This is a genomic window from Mobilicoccus caccae (assembly GCF_030161635.1).
Classification (GTDB): domain Bacteria; phylum Actinomycetota; class Actinomycetes; order Actinomycetales; family Dermatophilaceae; genus Mobilicoccus; species Mobilicoccus caccae.
The window spans coordinates 418484-443050 of the sequence record NZ_BSUO01000001.1; the positions used below are offsets into that span (position 1 = coordinate 418484).

Here is a 24567-nt window from a genome sequence, read left to right on the forward strand (position 1 = left end):
GGGGCCGGCAATACCCGCGAGATGTCGCAAGAGTGGACGGTCCATTGCACATCCGGTTCGCCGCCTGGTAGGACCCTGACCATGTCGACGTCACCGGAGATGCCCTACCCGCTCGACCTCGGACGCTTGGACGACGACCTCACGTCGCCGCAGCTCGCCGCCATGTATCGGGCGCTGGTCGAGGAGATCCCCGCCGTCCTCTACATCAACGGGCCGCAGGAGAACTCGCCCACGCTCTACGTGAGTCCCCGCACCAACGAGGTCCTCGGCCTGCCGCCACAGGGGTGGTACGACGACACGTGGTCGACCCACGTGCATCCCGACGATCGAGCCACCGTCGACGCGAACTACGTCGCGGCCCTGCGGCACGGGGCGTCGGAGGCCATCGACGAGTACCGGTTCGTCAGGCCGGACGGGCAGGTCGTCTGGCTGCACGACAGCATCCGGGTGATCCGCGACGACGACGGCAGCCCCACGCTCGTGCAGGGCGTGATGTTCGACATCACCGCGCGCAAGCGCAGCGAGGAACTGCTGTCGCGCCAGGCCGCGCTGGTGGAACGGATCGCCGCGGTCGGTCAACGGTTCACCCAGCTCCTGCTCGAGGGCGGCGACCTTCAGGCCATCCTCGACGCCCTCGCCGACATCGTCTCGGCGCCTGTCGTGTTCGACGACGCCGCCCGCCAACTCGTGGGATTCGCGACGACGGCCGCGATGGACGACGCGCGGCTGCTCGAGGTGTGGGCGAGCCACGGCCACCGCGGGCACGTACCCGACGTGCACGAGGAGTGCGTGTGGATGCCGGTGCGGCTGCGCCACGAGGAGTGGGGTCGGTTGCACGTCCTCACCGACGGCGCGAAATCCGCCACGCGTGGCGCCGCCACGGACGCGGACGGCAACGGCACCGAGACCGGCACCGACCCCGACGAGATCGACGTCATCGCCACCGACCGGGCGGCCGCGGCCATCGGGCTGTGGCTGTTGTCGAGGCAGGACCGCGTCGCGCTCGCCGACCGGGCGCGCAGCGAGCTCATCGCCGACCTGTGGCAGGGGCGGCGGTGGAGCGCCCCTGATGCGCTGGCCCGATCCCGCAGTCTCGGTGGCGATCTCGATCGTCCTGTGCTGCTCGGCGTCGCCGTGGAGTTCGGTCGGGAGGGGCCGCCCGCCGGCTCGGGCGCACCCGATGCCGCCACCGTGCGACTGCTCGACTCGGCGCACGCGGAGATCCGACGGTTCGCCTCCGCCGAGGGGTTGTCGTGCATGGCCGCCGTGGTCGGTTCGGTCTGCCTGGCCATCGTCGGGTTCTCGACCGAGGCGGCCGCGCGACCGGTCCTCGGGCGGCTGGGGGCGCAGCTGGAGTCGCTCTCCCGCGCGGAGTCCCGCGGCCGGACCGTGGCCGTCGGCGTCAGTCGTCCGGGCTCCGCCGACGGTCTGCGGCGCATCCTCACCGAGGCGACCGACGCCGCCGCCCACGGCGCGCACTCCGTACGGGCGAGCGGGACCTACCACAGCGCCGACCTCGGCCTGCGGCACCTGCTGGCGCGTCTCGGCGACGGCCCGGAACTCGGGCGGTTCGTCGAGGACGAACTCGGGCCGCTGCTGGCCCACGACGCCACGGGCCGAGCGCCGCTCATCCCCACGCTGCGGGCGTTCCTCGACAGCGGTGGGCGCAAGTCCACCGCCGCCCGGACCCTCCACCTCGAGCGCCGGTCCCTCTACTACCGCCTCGAACGCATCGAGAAGTTCCTCGAGATCGACCTCGCCGACCCCTCGGCCCGGCTGCGGGTCGAGGTGGCCGTGCAGGGCCTCGACGTGCTCCGGCAACGCAGGCCCGGGTACGGCGAGCCGGAGTGAGGTCGCCACGCCGCGCAGGCTCTCACTCAGATGTGGCCGCTTGCGGCCGAATCGGATTCAGGAGGCGTGAACTCGCGGACTCGCCCAGGTGGGTCCCCGGGGGATCCACCACGTCGACAGACGCGCATGCGACGCTGGTTCGCGCCCACGCCGGTTCCAGCCGCGACGGAGACCGTGAATGCCCAGCTCCACCATCGAACGCCAGAGCGCAGCGCAGGACGAGACCGAGGTCCCGCTGCGGCTGTCGACGCGACGCCAGGAGGTGCTGGCCCGCCTCCTCATCTGGGTCTACGTGCTCGCCGCGGCGACCTCGTTGTTCCTCTGGCTGATCCAGCTGTTCGGACGCCACCACCCGTCGTGGATCGAGCTCGCGTTCACGTACATCAACATCCCGGTCAGCAGCTCGCTCATCTCGGTGGTGCTGCTCACCCTCATGGCGCGCGCCCTCATCGGCCGCAAACGCATCGGGCTCCTCGCGGTCGCGTTCTTCCAGGCGTTGGGGTCGATCTCCAGCCTGGCGGTGCTGCTCGTGCTCATCGCCGAGCCGGAGATCCGTCAGGAATGGGGGAGGACTGGTCCCTCGGCCTCGTCCTCGACATGACGGCGTTCATCCCGGCGCTCGCGGTCCTGGCCGTGTGCTGGTGGGTGCGACCGGCCTTCCCCGGGCGCCTGCGGCCGGGATCGTGGACCACGCTGGTGGGCACCCTCGTCATCGGGCTCGGTCTGGCGGCGCTGATCACGTGGGCGTTGCTCACCTACATGGAGCGGGACGCCACCGACCCCAACCTCGTGCGAGCGATCGTCCTCCACGCCCTCGGATTCGCCGGAGTGCTGACGACGCAACCGACCGGGGCGCCTCCGTTCGTCACCCAGGTCGCCTCCACCGTCGTCAGCATCACGGTCATCCTGGCCGTCGTCCTGTTCACCCGATCCTCCCGTGACAACGGCACCTGGACCCAGGACCACGAACTCTCCCTGCGCGAGCTGCTGCGCTCGCACGGCGACCTCGACTCGCTCGGCTACTTCGCCACCCGCCGCGACAAGTCGGTGGTGTTCTCCCGCGACGGCAAGGCCGCCGTCGCCTACGACGTCGTCGCCGGTGTCGCGCTCGCCGCCGGCGATCCGATCGGCGACCCCCACTCGTGGGACGACGCGATCCTGCGCTGGAAGGGTCAGGCGCGGTGGTACGGCTGGGCGCCGGCCGTGCTCGGGGCGAGTGAGGACGGGGCGCGGGCCTACATCGCCGACGGGTTCGACGTCTTCGCCCTCGGCGACGAGGCGATCCTGCGCCCCGACACCTACCGCCTGAACAACACGTCCATGACCGGCGTGCGCCGCTCGGTGCAGCGGGCGCGGCGGGCCGGGCTGACGGCCAAGGTGCGCCGACAGTCGGAGATCCCCGAGGTCGAACTCGTCGAGCTCGTCGCCATGGCCGACGCCTGGCGCGACGGCGGCACCGAGCGCGGGTTCTCGATGGCGCTCGACCGCCGGGGCGACCCCGCCGACCGTCGCACCGTGTGGGTCACCGCGCACGACGCCTCCGGCAAGTGCTACGGCATGTTGTCCCTGGTGCCGTGGGGTGCCACCGGGCTCTCCCTCGACACGATGCGGCGCCACCCCGAGGCGCCCAACGGCACCAACGAGTTCCTCGTCACCTCCCTGATGGAGGCGGGCGGCGACCTCGGCATCGTCAAGGTCTCCCTCAACTTCGCGTTCCTGCGCGGGGTGTTCGCCGATGCCGAACGCCTCGGCGCCGGCGTCATCACCCGGCTGAACTCCTCGGTGCTCGGCGGTCTCGACCGGTTCTTCCAGCTCGAACGCCTCTACCGCGCCAACCAGAAGTTCGAGCCCCAGTGGGTGCCGAGGTACGTCTGCCTCGACTCGCGGCTGTCGCTGCCGCGCGTGCTGTTCGCCATGGGCCGCGCCGAGGGATTCCTGCCCACCTACTTCCGTCGTACGCAGGTGCCGCGCGTGGACGAGGCTCACCTGGCCGCGATCCACGAGCTGGAGGCGCGCCCCGCGATCGATGCCGCCTCCCTCGCACCCCGCCGCGGAGACCAGACGCAGGTGCGCCTCGACCACGCGGCCGCGCTGCGCGCCGAGGGTCGCGAGCCGTACCCGATCGGGGTGGCGCCGGCCGCGCCGCTCGGCTCGGTCAGCGGACGCTCCGAGGAGCAGTGGGCGGGGACGGTCCGCCTCACCGGCCGCGTGCGCGCGGTCCGCGACCACGGCGGGGTCGCCTTCGCCGACCTCGTCGAGGGGCGCGACGTCGTCCAGGTGCTGCTCGAGGCGGCATCCACCGGGCCCGAGCACGGACCCTCGGCGTTCGTGCGCAGCGTCGACGGCGGCGACGTGATCGTCGTCGACGGCCGACTCGGCCACTCCCGCAACGGGACTCGGGCCGTGCTCGTGGATTCATGGCAGATCGTGGCCAAGGCGCTGCACCCCATCCCCTTCGGTGCGTTCAACGACCCCGAGACCCGTCTGCGGCGTCGTGAGACCGACCTCATCGTCCACCCGGAGGCGGCCGACATGCTGCGCGTGCGCAGCGCCGTCGTGCGGTCGCTGCGCGCCACGCTGGAGGGCGAGGGGTACCTCGAGGTGGACACGCCGATCCTGCACACCGTGCACGGCGGCGCCTCCGCGCGGCCCTTCACCACGTTCAGCAACGCCTACGGCGTCGACCTGTCCATGCGCATCGCGCCGGAGCTGTACCTCAAGCGCCTCGTGGTCGCGGGCCTGGGGCCGCTGTTCGAGATCGGCCGCAACTTCCGCAACGAGGGCGCCGACGCCACCCACAACCCGGAGTTCACGTCGCTGGAGGCCTACGAGCCGTTCGGCGACTACACGACGATGCGTCTGCTCACCGAGCGGCTCGTCAAGAACGCCGCCACGGCCGTGCACGGCTCGCCGGTCCTGCCGCTGCGGGTGCGCGAGGGGAGCGCGAGCTGGTCGACGTCTCCGCGCCGTGGCCGGTGGTCACGGTGCTCGGCGCGGTGTCCGAGGCGGTCGGCCGGCCGGTCGATCTCGACACCGACTTCGAGATCCTGCTCGACCTCGCGCGCAGGCACGACGTGCCGATCCACGAGGCGATGGGCCCCGGCGCGATCATCGAGGAGCTCTACGCCGAACTCGTCGAGCCCAACACCGTGCACCCGACGTTCTACGTCGACTTCCCGGTGGAGACCTCGCCGCTGACGGGCCCGCACCGCAGCGAACCCGGCCTGGTCGAGCGGTGGGACCTCGTGGTCGACGGCATGGAGCTGGGGACGGCCTACTCCGAGCTCACCGACCCGATCGAGCAGCGCGAGCGCCTCACGGCGCAGTCGCTCAAGGCGGCCCTGGGCGATCCCGAGGCGATGGAGGTCGACGAGAGCTTCCTGCGCGCGCTGGAGACGGGTATGCCCCCCACGGGCGGTCTCGGCATCGGCGTCGACCGCCTGGCCATGCTCATCATCGGCACGAACATCCGGGGCGTCCTCACCTTCCCGTTCGTGCGTCCCCAGCGCTGAGACCCGCGGCGCTCACCGCGGCAACGAGGCTCGCACCACCTCGCCCCGACCCGCCCCCGACTCGGGCCGCCTCCGATGGGAGGCCGCCCGAGGTGGTGGGGGACGATGATGTGCGTGCGTCCGTCGATGTGGAAGAAGCTCAAGCCCGACCCGTTCATCCTCATGATCCTCGGGGCGGTGCTCCTCGCGAGTCTGCTGCCGGCCCACGGCGTCGGGGAGGACGTCCTCGCCGGTGTGGTGACGGCGGCGATCGCCGTCCTCTTCTTCATGTACGGCGGGCGTCTCGAGCCGAGTGAGGCGCTGGCCGGGCTGCGGCACTGGCGGCTGCACCTGGTGATCCTCGCGTTCACGTTCGTCGCGTTCCCGCTGCTCGGGCTCGCGCTGTCACCCCTGTCGGGGAACCTCCTGTCGCCGGCGCTGTATGCCGGGATCCTGTTCTGCTGCCTCGTGCCCTCGACCGTGCAGAGCGCGATCGTGTTCACCTCGACCGCGGGCGGCAACGTGGCGGGGGCGATCGTGGCGGCGTCGGCGTCCAACCTCCTCGGCGTCGTCCTCACCCCGTTGCTCGCGGCGTTCGTCATGCACACCTCGGGCAGCGCCGGCATCGACCCCTCCGCCGTCCTCGACCTGTTCGCCCAGATCCTGCTGCCGTTCGTCCTCGGGCAGCTCTCACGCCGGTGGACCGCGGCCTGGCTCAAGCGCAACAACCGGTGGCTCAAGCACGTCGACCGGATGGTGATCGTGCTCGTCGTCTACTCGGCGTTCAGCAAGGGCATGAACGAGGGGATGTGGGGCCTGGTCGGTGTGAGCGACATGGTGGTCCTCATCCTCGTGTGCGCCGCGATCCTGGCGCTCATGCTCGTCCTCACGATCAAGGTCGCCGGATGGCTGCGCTTCGATCGCGCCGACCGCATCGCCATCCAGTTCTGCGGCACCAAGAAGTCGCTGGCCACGGGCCTGCCGATGGCCGTCGTCCTGTTCGCCGGGCAGCCCGTCGGACTCATGGTGTTGCCGCTGATGGTGTTCCACCAGCTCCAACTCATGGTGTGCGCGGTCCTCGCGCAGCGGTACGCCGAGGTGTGACGCCGAGACCGCCACCTATAACGGGCGGTCTGGGCGTGGATTCGGGGGTGCTCGCCGAGACCGCCACCTATAACGGGCGGTCTGGGCGTGGATTCGGGGGTACTCGCCGAGACCGCCGCCTATAACGGGCGGTCTGGGCGTTCGGAGGGGGCGGCGTCGGACTGCCGGCGTCCGGAGCCGGTGGTGGCTCGACTCAGGCGGTGCTCGTGGTCGAGGGCCGACCGATGTCGAAGAGGTTGCCCTCGGGGTCGCGCAGGGTGACCCACGCGACGCCGTACTCGTCGAAGTCGCCCACGCGCTCGGCGCCGAGGCCCACCGCCTTGGCCACGGCGCCCTCCAGATCGGGGTCGTAGAGGTCGACGTGCACGGGGTTCTTCGCCTCGGGCCGCGATCCGCCCACGCCGAGGAACAGCAGGGACGGCCCTCGATCCGCGGCGGGAGCGGCGTGCTCGTGGACCCCGCCGATGGAGGCGAAGTACGGCGAGGCGCCTTCGTCGATCGGGCGGTCCAGGAGCGCGGACCAGAACTGTGACTGGCGCGTGACGTCGCGGCAGTCGAAGGCGATGGCGGAGAGCGTGGGCATGGTCAGGGCCTTTCGGTGAGGTGGTCGACGCCGGTCGCGCGACCTGTGGTGGTGGATGCGCCGGCGTGCGCGCAGGGGTCGAGGGGGACGGAGTCCTGCAGCACCGGCCACCAGACCTCCGAGCGCCAGGTGGCGGGGTCGTCGCTGTGACCGGGGCCGACCAGATAGAGCTCGCGCACCGTCTCGTCCGACACGGAGGTGAGGTCGCGGCCCACGGCCCGCCCCAGCCCCGCGTAGGTGAGGTCGAAGTGGGTGTACGCGCCGTCGTGCACGGCCACCGCGAACGTCCCGCCCGGCAGCGACTCCGCGCCGGGAGTCCCCGCGGCGACGGGGACGAACGCGGTCACGGTGCCGTGGTCGTCGGTGAAGAACTCCGTGCTGTAGGTGGCGCCGAGAGGTCCCCACGGGATGCCCACGCGGCCGATCAGGTCGGTGAAGCTGCGGTCGAACCAGGTGGCGCACTCCTCGCGGGACAGGCGGGCCGCCGTGCTCACCACCCACTGCTCGGGGACCCGGCGTACGGCGTAGGAGACCTCCGGCACCGCCTGGAGCAGCGCCGCGGTGCCGACGAGCCGTTCTCGGGCCGACGCCAGTTCGGCGTCGACGGCCGCCAGCGCCGCCCGGATCGCCGCGTCCCGCCGGTGCGTCGTGGCGGCCACGATGCCCGAGATCTCGGCGAGGGGGACGCCGGCCCGGCGCAGCTGCGCCACGAGCATCGCGTCGGCGACCTGGGCGGGCTCGTACCACCGGTGGCCGGTGGCCGGGTCGGTGTGCGCCGCCATGAACACGCCCTTGTCGTGGTAGTGCCGCAGGCGTTTGACGGTGGTGCCCGACGCCCGCGCCATGTCCCCGATGCTCAACCTCATGGCCAGAGGGTGGCATCTCCCACCGTGGGAGGTTCAAGGGCCGATCCTCGGGCTGGGCGACCCGACCTCATCGCGCGCCTCCAGGGGTGCCGCCGCGCCGGTGGGCGGGAACGACTGTCCGCTGTGAGCGGACACGACTCAGGGCTGTTCGGGGAACAGGGCGGCGCAGGGTCGCGTTGAGTCCCGTGAGTCGTCCTCGCCGAGGTGTGTCCGTATCGCCTCGCGGCACGCAACACCGGTGGGGAAACAGCAAGCAGCCCAGCTAGCATCGAGGGATCTCGATAGCGAGGAGCGAGTTACATGTTCGAGAGGTTCACCGACCGGGCCCGACGTGTGGTCGTGCTGGCGCAAGAAGAAGCGCGCATGCTCAACCACAACTACATCGGGACCGAGCACATCCTGCTGGGCCTGATCCACGAGGGTGAGGGCGTCGCCGCGAAGGCGCTGGAAAGCCTCGGCATCTCGCTCGACGCCGTGCGCGAGCAGGTCCAGGAGATCATCGGCAAGGGCCAGCAGGCCAGCAGCGGGCACATCCCGTTCACGCCGCGCGCCAAGAAGGTCCTTGAGCTGTCCCTGCGCGAAGCGCTGCAGCTCGGCCACAACTACATCGGCACCGAGCACATCCTGCTCGGGCTCATCCGCGAGGGTGAGGGCGTCGCCGCGCAGGTGCTGCAGAAGCTGGGCGCCGACCTCAACCGGGTCCGTCAGCAGGTCATCCAGCTGCTCTCGGGCTACCAGGGTGGCAAGGAGACCGCGGGCGCCGGCGTCGGCGGGCAGTCGACCTCCGGCGAGGGCACCCCGCCGGGTCGCTCGTGCTCGACCAGTTCGGCCGCAACCTCACCCAGGCCGCCCGCGAGGGCAAGCTCGACCCGGTCATCGGGCGCAGCAGCGAGATCGAGCGGGTCATGCAGGTGCTCTCGCGCCGCACCAAGAACAACCCGATCCTCATCGGCGAGCCCGGCGTCGGCAAGACGGCGGTCGTCGAGGGCCTCGCGCAGGACATCGTCAAGGGCGAGGTGCCCGAGACCCTCAAGGACAAGCACATCTACACCCTCGACCTCGGTGCGCTGGTGGCCGGGTCGCGCTACCGCGGTGACTTCGAGGAGCGCCTCAAGAAGGTGCTCAAGGAGATCCGCACCCGCGGCGACATCATCCTGTTCATCGACGAGATCCACACCCTGGTGGGTGCGGGTGCCGCCGAGGGCGCCATCGACGCCGCCAGCATTCTCAAGCCGATGCTGGCCCGCGGCGAGCTGCAGACCGTCGGTGCCACGACGCTGGACGAGTACCGCAAGCACATCGAGAAGGACCCGGCCCTCGAGCGCCGGTTCCAGCCGATCCAGGTGGCCGAGCCCACGCTGAGCCACGCCATCGAGATCCTCAAGGGTCTGCGCGACCGGTACGAGGCGCACCACCGCGTGTCGATCACCGACGCCGCGCTCGTGGCGGCCGCCAACCTCGCCGACCGGTACATCAACGACCGGTTCCTGCCCGACAAGGCCATCGACCTCATCGACGAGGCCGGCGCCCGCCTGCGCATCAAGCGCATGACGGCGCCGCCGGACCTGCGCGAGTTCGACGACAAGATCGCCCACGTGCGCCGCGAGAAAGAGTCGGCGATCGACGGGCAGGACTTCGAGAAGGCCGCCAAGCTGCGCGACGACGAGAAACAGCTCATCGAGGCCAAGAACAAGCGCGAGAAGGAATGGAAGGCCGGCGACATGGACGTCGTGGCCGAGGTCGACGAGGAGCTCATCGCCGAGGTGCTCGCCGCCTCGACCGGCATCCCGGTGTTCAAGCTCACCGAGGAGGAGTCGACCCGCCTGCTCAACATGGAGGGCGAGCTCCACAAGCGCATCGTCGGCAACGACGACGCCATCAAGGCGCTGTCGCAGGCGATCCGTCGTACGCGCGCCGGTCTGAAGGACCCGCGTCGTCCGGGTGGCTCGTTCATCTTCGCCGGGCCCACCGGTGTCGGTAAGACCGAGCTCGCCAAGGCGCTCGCCGAGTTCCTGTTCGGTGACGAGGACGCCCTCATCACCCTCGACATGAGCGAGTTCGCCGAGAAGCACACGGTGTCGCGGCTGTTCGGCTCGCCTCCCGGCTACGTCGGGTACGAAGAGGGCGGCCAGCTCACCGAGAAGGTGCGCCGCAAGCCGTTCTCGGTCGTGCTGTTCGACGAGGTCGAGAAGGCGCACGCCGACATCTTCAACAGCCTGCTGCAGATCCTCGAGGACGGCCGACTCACCGACGCCCAGGGGCGCGTGGTCGACTTCAAGAACACGGTCATCATCATGACGACCAACCTCGGTACGCGGGACATCAGCAAGGCCGTGAGCCTCGGCTTCGCGCCCGACCCGACCGACGTGTCGAACTACGAGCGCATGAAGAACAAGGTCAACGACGAGCTCAAGCAGCACTTCCGTCCCGAGTTCCTCAACCGCGTCGACGACACGATCGTGTTCCCGCAGCTGTCCGAGGACGAGATCGTGCAGATCGTCGACCTCATGGCGGCCCGTCTCGACGAGCGCCTCAAGGACAAGGACATGGGCATCGAGCTCACGCCCGCGGCCAAGAAGCTGCTCGCCAAGCGCGGCTACGACCCGGTGCTGGGTGCCCGTCCGCTGCGTCGCGCGATCCAGCGCGACATCGAGGACGTGCTGTCCGAGAAGATCCTCTACGGCGAGCTGACCTCGGGTCAGTTGGTGTCGATCGACGTCGAGGGTGAGGGCGGCGACGCCGTGTTCACCTTCGAAGGCACCAAGAAGGACTTCGACGACACGCCGGTCCCGGCTCACGCCGAGGGCAGCGACCACGGTGGTCCCGACCACATCAGTGGTGGTGCCGGTGGCGCCGCGTCCGCCGCCGACACCCCGCCCGCCGAAGGGCCCGCCCAGGCCTGACACACGGCACTCACGACGACGGCCGCCCTCCCCACATACGGGGAGGGCGGCCGTCGTTCTGGGTGAACACGAGGGCACGGCGGCGGCGCCGGGTCGCGGCATTCCGGCAGCCTCGACGGCAGGGAAATGGTCGTCATCACGACCATTTCCCTGCCAGGGTGGATGTCGGCGTGACGGCAGATCCGAGCCGGTCCCTTCCCGGTTCGGGATCTCGCCGCGAGCACTATGTCTATGGCGGACGTATGCGCCGGCACGTAGCGTCGAGGGATGACCGACCTCATGCCACCCGGCCGCGGGATCCGCGAGTTGTTGCGGGCCACCCTCACCGAGCGGATGCGCGCGCGTGACACCGATGCCGTCAGCGCGTTGCGTACCGCTCTGGCGGCCATCGACAACGCCGAGGCCGTCCCGATCGAGGACGAACAACGCGCCACGGGCGGGTCCGCGCACGTCGTCCTCACGTCCGGGACGGCCGAGGTCGACCGTCGGGAACTCTCCGAGGAGCAGATGCGGGGCCTCGTCGCCGCCGAGGCCGACGACCTGGCCGAGCTGTCACGACGACTCGGTGAGTCCGGGGCGGCCGACGCGGCGCGCACGGCATTCGAGCAGGCCGCTCATCTGCGGTTCCTCCTCGACGTCGCCGCCGACCGCGCGAAAGGTGAGTCCGGCGCCGGCTGACGTCCGCGCGCCGGGGACACGCGGGCGAGACCCGTCGTCCGGCACCGGGGCCTCGGCGGGATACTGGCCCGATGATCGAGGTCAGCCGCGCCCGCACCTCCGACGTCGAGGGCATCCACAGGCTCGTCGAGCCCCAGGCGGGCCGGCGCGTCCTGCTCGCCAAGGAGACCGTCGCCTACTACGAGAGCGTCCCGGAGTTCCGGGTGGTGCGCGACGAGGCCGGCGAGGTGGTCGGCTGCGGCGCCCTGCACGTCATGTGGCGTGACCTGGCCGAGGTCCGCACGTTGACCGTGCGCGAGGACCAACTGGGGACCGGGGTCGGGTCGGCGCTGCTGCACCGCCTCATCGAGGACGCCCGCGAGATCGGCGTCTCCCGGGTCTTCTGCCTCACCTTCGAGACGGACTTCTTCGCCCGCCACGGGTTCGAGGCCATCGAGGGGATCCCGGTCGAGCACGAGGTCTACTCCGAACTGCTGCGCAGCTACGACGAGGGTGTCGCGGAGTTCCTCGACCTCGAGCGGGTCAAGCCGAACACCCTGGGAAACACGCGGATGCTGAGGATCCTCTAGGTGGCGCGCACGAAGCGCCGCGCCGGTGCCGGCAGCCCGGAGGTCACGAGTGTCACCGTGTGCCAGGCCTGCTGGGCCGGTGACTCCGCCGAGGTGATCGGGTCGGCGCCGATCTGCGGGCTGGGTGAGCGCCCCGACGTGCGCACCCGCGGCATCGACTGCTTCGGCGTGTGCGAGGGGGACAGCGTCGGTGTCGTGCAGCCCTCGGTGCAGGGCCGCCGCGCGGGGGCCGGCCGTGCTGGCTGCGCGAGATCCACGACCCCGATGTCATCGAGGCCGTCGCCGGCTGGCTGGAGGCCGGCGGTCCGGGCCTGGCCGACGAACCCGACCTCGTCGCCATCCACGCCTTCACCCCCTCCCGCCGCATCCGCACCGAACACGAGGACACCTGAGTCGAACTCGTCGCGGTGGGGTGGGCGGCGTACCGACGGTCCGGGCGAGTCCGTCCGGGAAGAACAACACGGACTACATCGACGGTGGCTTCTCGAGAAGAGAGGCATCTGACCTGCAGCGATGCTCATCGGCCTGTGCTCGATGTTGTCGGTGTCGTTCTTCGATCCCGCAGCCTTTGCACCGTCATCGGCCGCGATCTCTCGCTCGTACCCGAATCAGCCGCCCAACTCCTCGGCTCAGGTGTCGAGGCCGGAGGCGTAGACGCGGCGGACGACGTCCTCGATGTCGGGTTCCTCGATCGACAGGTCACGGACGTCGGTGCGGCGGGTGACGGCCGCGAGCAGCCGTGCGGCGGAGGTCTTCTCGGTGTCGAAGGCGAGGCGTTGGCGCAGGCCGTCCGCCTCGGAGCCGACCAGGTCGACGCCCGCCAGGGGCGTGCCGTCCTCGTCGGACAGGTCGGTGAGGTCGGGATGGGGGAGTTCGAGGTCGACGACGAGCACCCGCCGCGCTCCCATGGACCGCGCCAGCGACGGGAGGTCGCCGTCGTACAGCAGCCGGCCCGAATCGACGAGAAGCACACGGTCGCAGAGGTGTTCGATGTCGCTCATGTCGTGGGTGGTGAGCAGCAGGGTGGTGCCGTGCCGCTCGCGCTCGGCCCGGAGGAACTGCCGCAACTGCGCCTTGGACAGGACGTCGAGGCCGATGGTCGGCTCGTCGAGGATGACCAGGCCGGGGGAGTGCAGCAGGGCCGCCGCGAGCTCGCCGCGCATGCGCTGGCCCAGGGAGAGCTGCCGGACCGGGGTGTCGAGGAACGCGGCCAGATCGAGCGCGTCGACGAGTTCGGCGGTCCGCTCGCGTTCGCGTTCGGAGCTCAGGCCGTGGATGGCCGCGAGGATCGGGTAGGTCTCGCGCAGCGGCAGGTCCCACCACAGTTGGCTGCGCTGGCCGAAGACGACGCCGATGCGCCGGGCCAGGTCGCGGCGCCGGGTCGTGGGGTCGAGGCCGCAGGTGCGGACCTCACCGGAGGTCGGCACGAGGATGCCGGTGAGCATCTTGATCGTCGTCGACTTTCCCGCGCCGTTCGCGCCGATGTACCCCACGGCCTCGCCGGCCCCGATGCGCAGGGACAACCCGTCGACGGCCCGGACCACCCGTCGCGACAGTCCCTTTCGTACGGAGAACTCACGCACGAGGTCGCGGGTCTCGATGATCGTGCTGCCCGATGGATCGGTCTGGGCCGTATGGGGGGTCATCCTCCACCTCCCTGGTAGTGGCGGGTGCCGATGCGCCAGCACCCCAGGGCGAGCACCCAGGTCCAGGCGGCGACGAGCGGTGTGGCCCAGGCGAGCTCGGGCCGCAGCCACGACAGCGAGTCCGGCGGTGCGACGTCGAGGAGTCCGAGCGCGGGCACGTATCCGGTGAAGGCCACCGGCACGGCGAACACGAACGCGACCGCCAGGCCACGGCCGAAGATCGACGCCGGCTGCTGCGAGGCGTACCGGCCGCCGTACGTGAAGGCGTTGGTCATCTCCTGTCCGTCGACGAGGAAGAACTGCAGCCCGGCGGCGGCGACGAACAACGCCGCGAACAGGGCGATGGAGGAGGCCAGGCACAGCGCCAGCAGCACCGCCTTGGCCGGTGACCACGCGATGTCGACGACGGTCAGCGCCCAGCCGAGGATGACGACCGACAGGGCTCCCCACCCGAGACGGCGCAGCGCGACCTCGCTCGTCACCAACTGGCCGAGTACCGACAGGGGCCGGAGATGGAACGCCTCGAGGGTGCCCGTGCGCAGGTAGAGCGGGATGCGGTCGACGTGACCGAACAGCACCTGCGAGAACGAGAACCCGACATGGGCGATGCCGAACAGGAGGCACACCTGCGCGAACGACAGCCCGCCGAGGGAGTCGACGTTGTGGAAGACGATCCAGACCTCGGCGAACTCCACGAGACCGACGAGGATCGACGCGACGACGTCGAGGGCGAAGGAGGTCGAGTACGCCTGCTGGCTGCGGATGCGGGAGAGCACGAGCAGCCGGTAGGCGTGGGCGGCCCGGCGCAGGTCGGCGCGGGGCATGTCAGCCGCCCTGGACGACGAGGCGGCGGGTGCCGGCCGCGAGAAGGACCCGGCCGAGGAGGACCAGCGCGACGAGCCAGCCCACCTGCTGGGCCACGAGCCACCAGATGTCCGGCCCGGTCACCCGTCCGGACAGGATGTCGATCGGGTGCTGGAGCATCGAGGGGAAGGGCGTCAGCATCGCCATGGCCCGCAGCCAGTCGGGCATGAGCGCGAGCGGGAAGACGAGCCCGGCGAAGAACCCGGACACCACCATGTAGAAGGTCTGGATGCCGCGGATCTCGATGACCCAGAACGAGCTCAGTTGCATGACGAACCGCGCCAGGAACGAGATGACCAGCGCCAGCGCGATGCCGAGCAGCCCCGCGATCCAGGGGGCCAGGTGGCCCGGGAGGACGATGCCGACGGTGAGGGCGCCGACGGCCACCGTCGGGAGTCCTCGCAGGACGATCGAGGCGAGCGCGCGGCCGAGATCCTGGGCGAGGAACGTGGTCATGAGGTCCAGGGGCCGGGCGAGGTCGACCGCGATGTCGCCGGTCCGGACCCGGTCGGAGACCTCGGTGGTGCCCCAGATGGCGAGCGCGCCGATGGCCGACTGCGTGAGCCAGTTGTAGGTCATGAGGCTCTGGCCGGTGTACCCGGCGGCGGCGACGCTCCCGCCCCCGACGATGGCCAGCAGCACCGCGCCACGGATGTAGCCGAAGGTGACGTTCGCGACGATGCCCGCCACGGCCGCGAGGCGATAGGCGGTGAACCGGCGGAACCCGGCCAGGACGAGGACGAGCAGCATCCGGACGACCTGGCGCGCGCCGACCGTGCCGACCGGCTGGGGGAGGGCGGGCGCGGGTGCGGACACAATCGGCCAGCCTAGCCCAGGGCGGCCGGTGGCGTACGCGGATGCGGGACCCGCGCCGAGGGGGTTCGTCCCCGTGGGCGGGGCGCGGCGGCCCGCCCAGATGGGGCTCGCCGGACGTCGCGCAGTCCGCCGGCTGATCAGGCGGGGAGGCGGTAGCTGCTGTCTCCGACGGGTTCGACGAGGCCGTCCTCGATGAGGGAGGCGAGGCAGCGCTCACGCTTGGCCTCGTCGGCGGGCCAGGCCGCCGCGAGGTCGGAGGCCGCCACCGGATCGGGGCTCTCGCGGAGCAGTGCCATGAGGCGTCCGCGCACCTGCCGGTCGGTGTCGGCCCAGGCCTGCCCTCGCCGTGCGGGTCCGTCGTAGGCGGGGGAGCCGGCGCGGCGCCAGGCGCACAGGTCCTCCACCGGGCAGGCCGCGCACCGCGGGGATCGGGCGGTGCAGACGAGCGCGCCGAGTTCCATGGCCGCGACGTTCCACGTGGCCGCCTCGGCGTCGTCCTCGGGGAGCAGCGAAGTGGCCAGCGACGACTCCGCCCTGGTCAGGGTCGCCGCGGGGAGGGCGTCGCCGGTGACGAGCCGCGCGTGCACGCGCCGGATGTTGGTATCGACCACCGTCGTACGGATGCCGTAGGCGAAGGTGGCGACCGCGGCGGCGGTGTAGGCGCCGACGCCCGGGAGCGCGAGCAGCGCCTCCTCGTCGGCCGGGACCTGCCCACCGTGACGCTCGACCATCGCCGTGGCAGCTGCGTGCAGGCGCAGCGCCCGCCGCGGGTAGCCGAGGCGATCCCACATGCGCACGGCCTCGCCCGGGGAGTCCGCCGCCAGGTCCGCCGGGGTGGGCCAGCGCCGCATCCAGGCCGACCATGCGGGCTCCACCCGGGCGACCGGCGTCTGCTGGCTCATGACCTCCGAGACGAACACGCCCCACGGCGTGCACCCGGGCTCGCGCCACGGCAGGTCACGGCCCGCGCTCGCATACCAGGTGAGGACGCGACGATGGATCTCGGCCAGGGGCGGGTCGAGGGTGCTCACGGCGAGGGAGTCTGTCAGATCACTCGTCGTCGAACGTCGTCATGGCCTCGTGCATGGCGCGCAACACGTCACGCGCGGTGCGCAGCGACTCGTCGTCGAACTCCGCCAGGCCCTTGGCGATGTGCATGCCGAGGGGGACGAAGTAGGCGGAGGCCGTCTCGTGGCCGTGGAGGGCGTAGCGCAGGATGACGCGCCGCCGGTCGGTCGGGTCGTCGGCGCGGGTGACGTGCCCGGAGGAGACCAGACGCTCGACGAGGTAGGTGACGGCACCCGAGCTGAGGCTGAGCATCGCGGCCAGCTTGGACGGACTGAGCGGCTTGCCCTGCTGCTCGGCCGTGTAGATGAGCGTGAGCGCGCGGAAGTCGGTGGCGTGCAACTCGTGGTGGTGGGCGAACCGGTGGGCCAGGCGGTCGCTCTCCAGCGTCATGTCGCGCATGAGATCGCCCAGGGCGCGGGCCAGTTCGACGCGCTGCTCCGAGGATTTCGCCTTGTCGGCTCCGTCGGCCGGCGCTCCTGATGACCTCATGCGCCCAACCCTACCTGTCTCTCATTGACTGAGAAGTTCAATTGATGAAAGAGTGCTCCTCATGCCGTCTGCTCCTGCGATCCTCGACGCCCGGACCTCCGACACGACGCCTCGCCCGGTACGCGCACCGGCCCGAGCCGTCACCGGACCGCGCTCCTGGATCGCCCTCCTCGTGTTGCTCATCGCCTGTGGTGCCGTCTTCGGCCTCGTCGACTCGACGTCGAGCTCCAGCGCACCCGCCACCCTTCCCGCGGAGGCGGAATCACAGCTCGTCGCAGACGAACTCGCCACCTTCCCCGACGCGGATCTCGCACCGGTCATCGGTGTGGCCACCCGGGTGGACGGCGGGCAGCTCACGCAGGCCGACCTGGACGCGTTCACGCAGGCCAGGGAGCGGATGATCGCCGTCGACCGTGGGCCCGGCACCGAGAACACGGCCGACGCCGAGAACTCCGACGCCGCCGATCCCGGCGCGGTGCCACCGGTGCCGCTGCCGACGGACGACGGTGAGGCGGCCACGATCCTCGTGCCGGTCTCGGTCGACGTCGACGGGGGCGACCTCGCCGACATCGTCGAGAAGATCCGCTCCGAGGGTCGCAACGGGCTTCCGGCCGATCTGTCGTTGCTGGTCACCGGCGGTCCCGCGTTCGGTGCCGACACCGCCGGCGCGTTCGCCGGTGCCGACCTGCGGCTCATCCTCGTGAGCGCCGCGGTGGTCGCGGTGCTGCTGCTCATCACCTACCGCTCGCCGATCCTGTGGGTGGTGCCGCTGCTCGTCGTCGCGGTGGCCGACCGGGTCGCCACGCTGCTGGCGGGCGCCTTCGCGGGGTGGTTGGGCTACGCCGTCGACGGGTCGACGAACGGCATCACCAGCGTGCTCGTGTTCGGTGCCGGAACGAACTACGCCCTGCTCATCGTGTCGCGCTACCGAGAGGAGCTGCGCCGAGAACCCGACCACCGCGTCGCCCTCGGGCGTGCGCTGCAGGCCGCCACGCCGGCCGTCCTCGCCTCCAACATCACCGTCGTCCTGGCGCTGGCCACGCTCATGGCCGCGATCGTCCCGAGCACGCGACTTCTCGGCCTCTCGGCAGCGGTGGGGCTGCTCGTGGCCCTGGTCATCGTCCTCGTCGGCCTGCCCACGCTGCTGTCGCTGTGCGGACGCCGCTTGTTCTGGCCGTTCGTGCCGCGGTTCGGCGACCCCGACCCCTCCGAGCGCGGCGGCTGGCACGCGGTCGCCAGTGCGGTCGTGCGGCGTCCGTTGATCGCCCTGGCGGTCACCCTGCCGTTCCTCGCGCTCTGCGCCGCCGGTCTCACCCACACCGAGGTCGGCCTCGAGCAGAGCCGGCAGTTCCGCGTACAGGCCGAGTCCGTCGAGGGCCTGGACGCCCTGCGCGAGCATCAGGATCCGGGTGAGGTGACCCCGACCAACGTCCTCGCGACCACTCCGGACGAGGCGGCCGTCGCCGACACCCTGGAGGTCATCACGAACACCCCCGGCGTGCTGCGCGCGAACCCGAGCGGCCAGGAGGGGGACCGGACGAGCTTCCGGGTCGTGCTCGACGCCGAACCGGCCTCGGACGAGGCGTTGCAGGCCGTGCAGTCCTTGCGTGACCGGCTGGGGCAGGTCGAGGGGGCCCAGGCCCGGGTCGGTGGTGGTGACGCCGAACAACTCGACTCGCGCGCCGCGAGCGAGCGCGACCTCTTCCTGCTGGTCCCGCTCATCCTCGGGGTCGTCGTCGTGGTGCTCTACGTCCTGCTGCGCGGCGCATGGGCGCCGCTGCTGCTCATCACCGCGACCAGCGTGTCGACGATCGCGGCCATCGGCGCCGGGTCGTGGCTGAGCGCGGAGGTCTTCGGCTTCCCCGCCCTGGACGTGTCCGTCCCGCTGTTCTCGGTGCTGTTCCTCATCGCCCTCGGCGTCGACTACACGATCTTCCTCGTCACGCGGGCGTGGGAGGAGTCCGTCGACCACGGCACCCGGCAGGGCACCGTGCGGGCCGTGGCACTGACCGGCGGCGTCATCACCAGTGCCGGCGTCGTCCTCGCGGCGGTGTTCGTCGTCCTCGGGGTGCTGCCGCTCATCACGCTGACCCAGATCGGCATCATCGTCGGCATCGGCATCCTGCTCGACACCTTCGTCGTGCGAACCATCGTGGTGCCGGCCATGATCGGCGTCATCGGCGACGCGTTCTGGTGGCCCAGGCGCCCCGGCCGGGCGCGGGAGGCCGCCCGTCGCGAGGAGCAAGAGCCCGCACTGACGTAGCCCGCGGGATCACGCCGACGCCGGCGCGCGCCCACGCGGCCGGTGTCGGCGGGGGCGGGCAGGTCGTGGGCTCGGAGTCTGCGCGGGTGGTCCCGCCGTTCCTCGCCCGAGCGGGTCAGACGTAGCGTTCGAGGATGCTGGACTCGGCCAGGCGGGAGAGCCCGTCGCGCACGGCACGGGCCCGCCCCTCGCCGACGCCGTCGACCCGCTGGAGTTCGTCGAGGTTGGCGGCCAGGAGGCGCTGCAGCCCGCCGAAGTGCTCGACGAGCCGTTCGACGATGACGCCGGGCAGACGCGGGATGCGGGACAGCAGCCGGTAGCCGTTCGGGCTCGTCGACTCGTCCAGGGTCTCGGGCAGCGTGGAGTACCCGAGGGCAGCGGAGGCCGAGGCCACGTCGAGCAGTGCGCCCTGGGGCAGGGAGCCCAGCGCCTCGATGACGTCGTCGGGGGTCCGCTCGAACAGCGGGCTGAGGTAGTCCCGGATGACCAGGTCGCGCTCGCGGTCGATACCGCTGGTCAGCTCGGCGAGCTGCAGGCTGAGCAGCCGGCCGTCGGTGCCGAGTTCGACCACGTATCCCGAGATCTCCTCGCGGATGCGTTGCACCATCTCGAGGCGTTGCAGCACGACGGCGACGTCGCGGATCGTCACGAGGTCCTCGATCTCGAGGGCCGACAGGGTGCCGGTGACCTCGTCGAGGCGGTTCTTGTACCGCTCGAGCGTCTGCAAAGCCTGCACGCCCTTGCTGATGATGGTGGCGGCGTTCTCGAGGACGTGCCGGCGGCCGTTGAGGTAGAGCGCGGCGATCTGCATCGACTGGCTGACGGAGACGACGGGCAGCCCGCTCTGGATGGAGACGCGCTCGGCGGTGCGGTGCCGGGTGCCGGACTCGCTCGTCTCGATGGAGGCGTCGGGCAGGAGCTGTGTCGCCGCCCGGACGATGCGGGAGACGTCCTTGTCGACGACGACCGCGCCGTCCATCTTGGCCAGTTCGCGCAGCCGCGTGGCGGAGAACTCGATGTCGAGGGGGAACCCGCCGCTGGAGATCTCCTCGATGATCGCGTCCTGGCCGAGCACGATGAGCGCCCCGGTGCGCCCGCGCAGGATTCGCTCGATGCCGTCGCGCAGTTCGGTGCCGGGCGCGAGCGCCGCCAGGGCTGCTCGGAGCTCGTCGTCGATCTCGGCCACGGCATTCCTCCTGGTCATGGGACTACGAGCGCGGGACGGAAGCGTGGAACGCCTTTCGACAGCAGGCCCGCGAACCGATCAGTGCACATGGGCGGTACATGGGCGCTGAGCAGGACGTATGCCGACTCTACCGGCCTGAGCCGATCAGCCCTTGTACCGCCTCGGCGAGCCGTTGCACCTGATGGACGCGCAGCCCACGCGGCATGTCGCCCGCCTCGACCGATCCCGCCGGGACGACGGCCTGGGTGAAGCCCAGCCGACCGGCCTCGGCCAGGCGCCGCGCGACCCCGGCGGTGGGCCGCAGTTCGCCCGCGAGCCCGACCTCGCCGATGACGACGGTGCTGCGCGGCAACGGCCGGTCGGCCAGCGAACTGGCCACCGACATCGCGGTCGCGAGGTCGGAGGCCGGCTCGGACAGCCTGACGCCGCCGACCGTGGAGACATAGCAGTCGCAGGTGCCGACGGGGATCTTGACGTGCTTCTCGAGGACGGCCAACACCATCGCGACGCGGGAGTGGTCGAGCCCGCTCGTGGTGCGCCGGGGTGACCCGCCACCGGCCTGGGTGAGCAGGGCCTGGACCTCGCAGACCAGAGGGCGCCGGCCTTCGAGCGTCACCGTGACGCTGGTGCCGGGCACCTCGAGGTCGCGGCTGGACAGGAAGAGTCCGCTGGGGTCGGCGAGCCCGAGGATGCCGTGTTCGCCGAGGTCGAAGCACCCGACCTCATCGGTGGGGCCGTACCGGTTCTTGACCGCCCGCACGAGGCGGAGCCGGGTGTGCCGGTCGCCCTCGAACTGCACGACGACGTCGACGAGGTGTTCGAGCACGCGGGGGCCGGCGATGCCGCCGTCCTTGGTGACGTGGCCGACGAGCAGCGTGGACATGTCCCGCTCCTTGGCCGCCCCGATGACGGCCGCAGCGACCTCGCGCACCTGCGACACGTTGCCGGCGGACCCCTCGACCTCGGTGGAGGAGATGGTCTGGACCGAGTCGAGGATGAACAGGTCGGGGGAGAGGCGGTCGATCTGCGCGAGGACGGTGCCGAGGTCGGACTCCGCAGCGAGGTAGAGCCCGTCGGCCATCGCCCCGATGCGTTCGGCCCGCAACCGCACCTGCGCGGCCGACTCCTCGCCGGTGACGTAGAGGACCGTGCGACCCAGCCGCGCGGCGCGTGCCGCCACGTCGACCAGAAGGGTCGACTTGCCGATCCCCGGCTCGCCGGTGACGAGCGCGACCGCGCCCTGCACCAACCCGCCGCCGAGGACGCGGTCGAACTCGGCGACCCCGGTGCTCTTGGCCTGAGCCGCCCGGGCGTCGACCTCACCGATGGGGACCGCGGGCCGGTTCACGCTCCCGGACGGACGTGTGCGCCCGGCCGGTGCGGCGTGGATCTCGACGACCGTGCCCCACGCCTGACAGCCGCCGCAACGCCCGACCCACTTGATCGAGGTCCACCCGCACTCGGTGCACCGGTGCCCCTGCGGTGTGCTGCGGGCGGACTTTCGCCGTGCGGAGGCGGTGGAGGTCGACATGTCACGAAGGCTAGAGCGCCCCACCGACAACCCTTGCCCTCCCACGCCCGCAGGGCCGAAGAATCCCGTGTCGCTGCAGCTCAGCGGCCTCTCAGTACCGCCGCCACCACACATCGACCGCGTAGTCGACGCTGCTGCCGGGGTGCTCGGCCAGGATCGCCTGCGCGAGGTGCGGCGCGAACTCGATGCGCACGATCGCCTCGAAGTCGGCGCGGGTGTCCGTCTGCCACGAGGTGAGGATCGGGTGCCGGGTCCACCCCCGCCGGCGCCAGAACCGCGCGACCGCGAAGGGGTCGTAGTCGGGGTGGGAGCGGCGGAACCAGGCCCCGAACGTAGAGGTCGTGATGCCGTTGTCGATGACGAAAGCCGTTCCCCCGGCGCCATCACCCGGTCCAGTTGCGCCAGGCCGGGCTCACAGCCGGGGCCGAAGAAGTAGGCCCACCGCGCGTGGGCCACGTCGACGCAGCCGTCCTCGACGGGCAGGTCCTGTGCCGGCGCCTGCGCCACCTCGACGCGCGAGCGTGACTCCGGCGCACAGGCCTCGAGACGCCGCCGGGCCCGCTCGACCAGCGGCGGATGCGGCTCGACGCCGGTGACCCGCCCCGCTCGCTCGGCCCACCGCGGCAGGTGGAAGCCGTCACCGCAGCCGATGTCGAGCAGATGACGCCACGGGCCGGGCGCGATCTCCGCCATCGCCGCCTCGACGAGTCCGGCGCGGTCGAACGCGCGGTTCTCGATCTCGTACACCTCGGGGTGTTCCCAGATGTTCGGGCTGCGCAACGTGCCCGGTCCCGACTCGTGGTTCATCGTTCACCCGCGCTCGTTCGCCCGCGCCGCGAGCGTCGCCGGATGGACGAGCAGCGGCAGCATCCGCGCCCCCTCCGGCACGTGGCTCAGCGCGGAGACCGAGGCCAGGTGCGCCGTGCAGCGCCGGGCGAGTTCGTCATAGGCGGGCCGGCCCATCAACTCCACGAGTTCGGCCTCGGACGTGCGGAACAGCGGCGCGCTCCCGGTGTGCGCCCGCGGTGAGGCCGTGCAGTACCAGTCGAGATCGTGGCCACCCGGACCCCAGCCCGCCCGCGTGTACTCCCCGATGCTGACCTCCTGGTACTCGGTCTCGTCGGGCAGCGTGACGTCGCGGTAGGTGCGGCGCAGGGGCAGCTGCCAGCACACGTCGGGCTTGACCGTGTGCGGCTGGAGACCCCGCGCCACCGCGTGGTGGTGCAACGCGCACCCCGCCCCGGCCGGAGCGCCCGGCCCGTTGAGCAGGATGCACGCGCCGTCGACGACGCGGGTCTTCTCCTCACCGTCCTCGAACTCGGTCCAGCCGTCCGTGAGGGCCTCCTCCCGCAGCTCCCACTCCTGCGGCCCCAGGTCGCGGACGACGGCCTCGACCCGCACGCGGTCCTCGTCGTCGGTGAAGTGGGCGCCCAGGGTGCAGCAGCCGTCGTCGGGACGGTCGGCGTCGATGCCGGGACATCCCGCCCCGAAGACGCAGTGGTAGTCGGAGGTGAGCCACGTCAAGTCGCACCGGAACCGGCGGCCCTCCTCGGCGGGGTCGTCGAACTCCACCCAGATGCGCGTCGACGGTTCGTCGCACTCGTCGGCTCTCCTGGGCCGCGTCGCGCCCGGCTCGGTGGTCATCGCGCCAGGCTACGCGTGCCTCCGCCGGGGTGCCGAGCGCTGAGCGCGGGGCCGGAGGGGGTAGTTTTCCCGCATGCGCATGGGAGTCATCGACGTCGGATCCAACACGGTCCACCTGCTGGTGGTGGACGCGTTCTGGGGTGCCCACCCCATCCCGGCGAGCAAGCACAAGGTCGATCTGCGGCTGTTCGACTACATGGACGAGAAGGGTGCGATCAGCGACGAGGGCTCGGCGCGCCTGCTCGGGTTCGTGCGCGAATGTCTCGACGTCGCCGAGGACTACGGCGTCGAGGCGCTCATGGGGTTCGCCACGAGCGCGATCCGCGAGTCCCGCAACGGCGACGACATCCTCGAGCGCATCCGCAAGGAGACGGGGGTCGAGCTCAAGGTCCTCCCGGGCGCCGACGAGTCGCGGCTGACGTTCCTCGCGGCCCGCCGGTGGTTCGGCTGGTCGGCCGGACGTCTGCTGCTGGTCGACATCGGCGGCGGGTCGTTGGAGCTGGCCTCGGGGCTGGACGAGGACCCCGACGTGGCGTTGTCGCTCCCGCTGGGTGCCGGGCGCATCACCCGTGAACACCTGGCCGGCGACCCGCCCAAGCCCGCGCAGGTCAAGAAGGTCCGCAAGATGATCCGGGCCGAGATCGCCAAGGTCATGCGCGACCTCAACAAGGTCGGCGTCCCCGACCTGTACGTCGGCACGAGCAAGACGATCCGCTCGCTGGCGCGGCTCACCGGCGCGGCGCCGAGCGGAGAGGGCATCTACACCCGCCGCACCCTGGCCCGCGACGACCTCAAGGAGGTCCTGCCGCAGCTGGCGGCGATGCCGCAGGCCAAGCGCGCCGAGCTGCCCGGGGTGTCGGCCACCCGCTCGCTGCAGGTCCTCGGCGGCGCGATGGTCGTCGAGGCGGTCATGGACCTCGCCGGCATCGAGGAACTCGTCGTGTGCCCCTGGGCGCTGCGCGAGGGCGTCATCCTGCAGCAGCTGGACCTCATCCCGGCTCCGTGAGCGAGGCCG

Annotated in this window: 20 protein-coding genes and 3 pseudogenes; 11 read left to right on the forward strand and 12 right to left on the reverse strand. The window is 71.3% G+C overall.

All coding sequences use genetic code 11. From position 1 onward, the window contains the following. Positions 1-81: 81 nt before the first annotated feature. The 5 genes and pseudogenes from QQK49_RS02200 (at position 82) to QQK49_RS02220 (ending at position 6446) form a co-directional block, all read left to right on the forward strand. The gene (locus tag QQK49_RS02200; RefSeq protein ID WP_284302473.1) at positions 82-1851 is read left to right on the forward strand and encodes a PAS domain-containing protein; all 1770 of its coding nucleotides are present in this window, start codon (positions 82-84) and stop codon (positions 1849-1851) included. Positions 1852-2029: 178 nt separating this feature from the next. Then, the gene (locus QQK49_RS02205) at positions 2030-2452 is read left to right on the forward strand and encodes a hypothetical protein (protein WP_284302474.1); all 423 of its coding nucleotides are present in this window, start codon (positions 2030-2032) and stop codon (positions 2450-2452) included. Then, positions 2449-4728 (forward strand): annotated as a pseudogene (gene lysX, locus QQK49_RS02210) (bifunctional lysylphosphatidylglycerol synthetase/lysine--tRNA ligase LysX); the annotation flags it as partial. The gene QQK49_RS02205 and the pseudogene lysX, both read left to right, overlap by 4 nt. A 119-nt stretch (positions 4729-4847) precedes the next feature. After that, positions 4848-5363: an amino acid--tRNA ligase-related protein gene (locus QQK49_RS02215; protein ID WP_348536057.1), complete on the forward strand. Its 516-nt coding sequence runs from the start codon at positions 4848-4850 to the stop codon at positions 5361-5363. Positions 5364-5477: 114 nt separating this feature from the next. After that, entirely contained in the window at positions 5478-6446 is a 969-nt protein-coding gene (locus QQK49_RS02220) for a bile acid:sodium symporter family protein (RefSeq protein ID WP_348536059.1), read from the forward strand. Between the two features lie 193 nt (positions 6447-6639). Here the strand turns inward: QQK49_RS02220 and QQK49_RS02225 are convergent, their stop codons facing one another. Beyond that, a complete protein-coding gene (locus QQK49_RS02225; protein WP_284302477.1) occupies positions 6640-7029 on the reverse strand; it encodes a VOC family protein in 390 nt (129 codons plus the stop codon). 2 nt (positions 7030-7031) lie between these two features. Continuing rightward, positions 7032-7895: a MerR family transcriptional regulator gene (locus QQK49_RS02230; RefSeq protein WP_284302478.1), complete on the reverse strand. Its 864-nt coding sequence runs from the start codon at positions 7893-7895 to the stop codon at positions 7032-7034. A 300-nt stretch (positions 7896-8195) separates the two neighbouring features. Between QQK49_RS02230 and QQK49_RS02235 the strand changes: the two are divergent. The 3 genes and pseudogenes from QQK49_RS02235 (at position 8196) to QQK49_RS02245 (ending at position 12045) form a co-directional block, all read left to right on the forward strand. Continuing rightward, positions 8196-10798, forward strand: a pseudogene (locus QQK49_RS02235) (ATP-dependent Clp protease ATP-binding subunit). 267 nt (positions 10799-11065) lie between these two features. Further along, complete coding sequence (locus tag QQK49_RS02240) at positions 11066-11476, forward strand: GatB/YqeY domain-containing protein (RefSeq protein ID WP_284302480.1); 411 nt, start codon at positions 11066-11068, stop codon at positions 11474-11476. A 71-nt stretch (positions 11477-11547) separates the two neighbouring features. After that, positions 11548-12045 carry an amino-acid N-acetyltransferase gene (locus QQK49_RS02245; RefSeq protein ID WP_284302481.1) on the forward strand — a complete coding sequence of 166 codons (498 nt, stop codon included), beginning with the start codon at positions 11548-11550 and terminating at the stop codon, positions 12043-12045. Here QQK49_RS02245 and QQK49_RS02250 read toward each other — a convergent pair. Then, complete coding sequence (locus QQK49_RS02250) at positions 12042-12200, reverse strand: hypothetical protein (RefSeq protein WP_284302482.1); 159 nt, start codon at positions 12198-12200, stop codon at positions 12042-12044. The two genes, QQK49_RS02245 and QQK49_RS02250, sit on opposite strands and share 4 nt — an antisense overlap. A 15-nt stretch (positions 12201-12215) precedes the next feature. On the opposite strand from QQK49_RS02250, the gene QQK49_RS02255 reads away from it, so the two are divergent. Further along, a complete protein-coding gene (locus QQK49_RS02255; protein ID WP_284302483.1) occupies positions 12216-12437 on the forward strand; it encodes a hypothetical protein in 222 nt (73 codons plus the stop codon). Between the two features lie 237 nt (positions 12438-12674). On the opposite strand, the gene QQK49_RS02260 is transcribed toward QQK49_RS02255, so the two are convergent. The 5 genes from QQK49_RS02260 to QQK49_RS02280 all read right to left on the reverse strand — a co-directional run bounded on the left by QQK49_RS02260 (position 12675) and on the right by QQK49_RS02280 (position 16928). Further along, a complete protein-coding gene (locus QQK49_RS02260) occupies positions 12675-13691 on the reverse strand; it encodes an ABC transporter ATP-binding protein (RefSeq protein WP_284302484.1) in 1017 nt (338 codons plus the stop codon). After that, on the reverse strand, positions 13688-14515 hold the full coding sequence (locus tag QQK49_RS02265) for an ABC transporter permease (RefSeq protein ID WP_284302485.1): 828 nt from the start codon (positions 14513-14515) through the stop codon (positions 13688-13690). Before QQK49_RS02265 ends, QQK49_RS02260 begins: the two co-directional genes overlap by 4 nt. Before the next feature lies 1 nt (position 14516). After that, positions 14517-15371: an ABC transporter permease gene (locus QQK49_RS02270; RefSeq protein ID WP_284302487.1), complete on the reverse strand. Its 855-nt coding sequence runs from the start codon at positions 15369-15371 to the stop codon at positions 14517-14519. Positions 15372-15508: 137 nt separating this feature from the next. Further along, a complete protein-coding gene (locus QQK49_RS02275) occupies positions 15509-16402 on the reverse strand; it encodes an HhH-GPD family protein (protein ID WP_284302488.1) in 894 nt (297 codons plus the stop codon). A 19-nt stretch (positions 16403-16421) separates the two neighbouring features. Further along, positions 16422-16928: a MarR family winged helix-turn-helix transcriptional regulator gene (locus QQK49_RS02280; RefSeq protein ID WP_284302489.1), complete on the reverse strand. Its 507-nt coding sequence runs from the start codon at positions 16926-16928 to the stop codon at positions 16422-16424. A gap of 61 nt (positions 16929-16989) precedes the next feature. On the opposite strand from QQK49_RS02280, the gene QQK49_RS02285 reads away from it, so the two are divergent. After that, the gene (locus QQK49_RS02285) at positions 16990-19191 is read left to right on the forward strand and encodes an MMPL family transporter (RefSeq protein WP_284302490.1); all 2202 of its coding nucleotides are present in this window, start codon (positions 16990-16992) and stop codon (positions 19189-19191) included. A 115-nt stretch (positions 19192-19306) separates the two neighbouring features. Here the strand turns inward: QQK49_RS02285 and disA are convergent, their stop codons facing one another. The 4 genes and pseudogenes from disA to QQK49_RS02305 all read right to left on the reverse strand — a co-directional run bounded on the left by disA (position 19307) and on the right by QQK49_RS02305 (position 23552). Further along, on the reverse strand, positions 19307-20395 hold the full coding sequence (gene disA / locus QQK49_RS02290; protein WP_284302492.1) for a DNA integrity scanning diadenylate cyclase DisA: 1089 nt from the start codon (positions 20393-20395) through the stop codon (positions 19307-19309). 109 nt (positions 20396-20504) lie between these two features. Then, a complete protein-coding gene (radA, locus tag QQK49_RS02295; RefSeq protein WP_284305805.1) occupies positions 20505-21908 on the reverse strand; it encodes a DNA repair protein RadA in 1404 nt (467 codons plus the stop codon). A gap of 408 nt (positions 21909-22316) precedes the next feature. Continuing rightward, positions 22317-22715, reverse strand: a pseudogene (locus QQK49_RS02300) (class I SAM-dependent methyltransferase); the annotation flags it as partial. A 3-nt stretch (positions 22716-22718) separates the two neighbouring features. Next, the gene (locus QQK49_RS02305; protein ID WP_284302494.1) at positions 22719-23552 is read right to left on the reverse strand and encodes a DUF3109 family protein; all 834 of its coding nucleotides are present in this window, start codon (positions 23550-23552) and stop codon (positions 22719-22721) included. Positions 23553-23625: 73 nt separating this feature from the next. On the opposite strand from QQK49_RS02305, the gene QQK49_RS02310 reads away from it, so the two are divergent. After that, positions 23626-24558 carry a Ppx/GppA family phosphatase gene (locus tag QQK49_RS02310; protein ID WP_284302495.1) on the forward strand — a complete coding sequence of 311 codons (933 nt, stop codon included), beginning with the start codon at positions 23626-23628 and terminating at the stop codon, positions 24556-24558. The last annotated feature ends 9 nt before the right edge of the window (positions 24559-24567 follow it).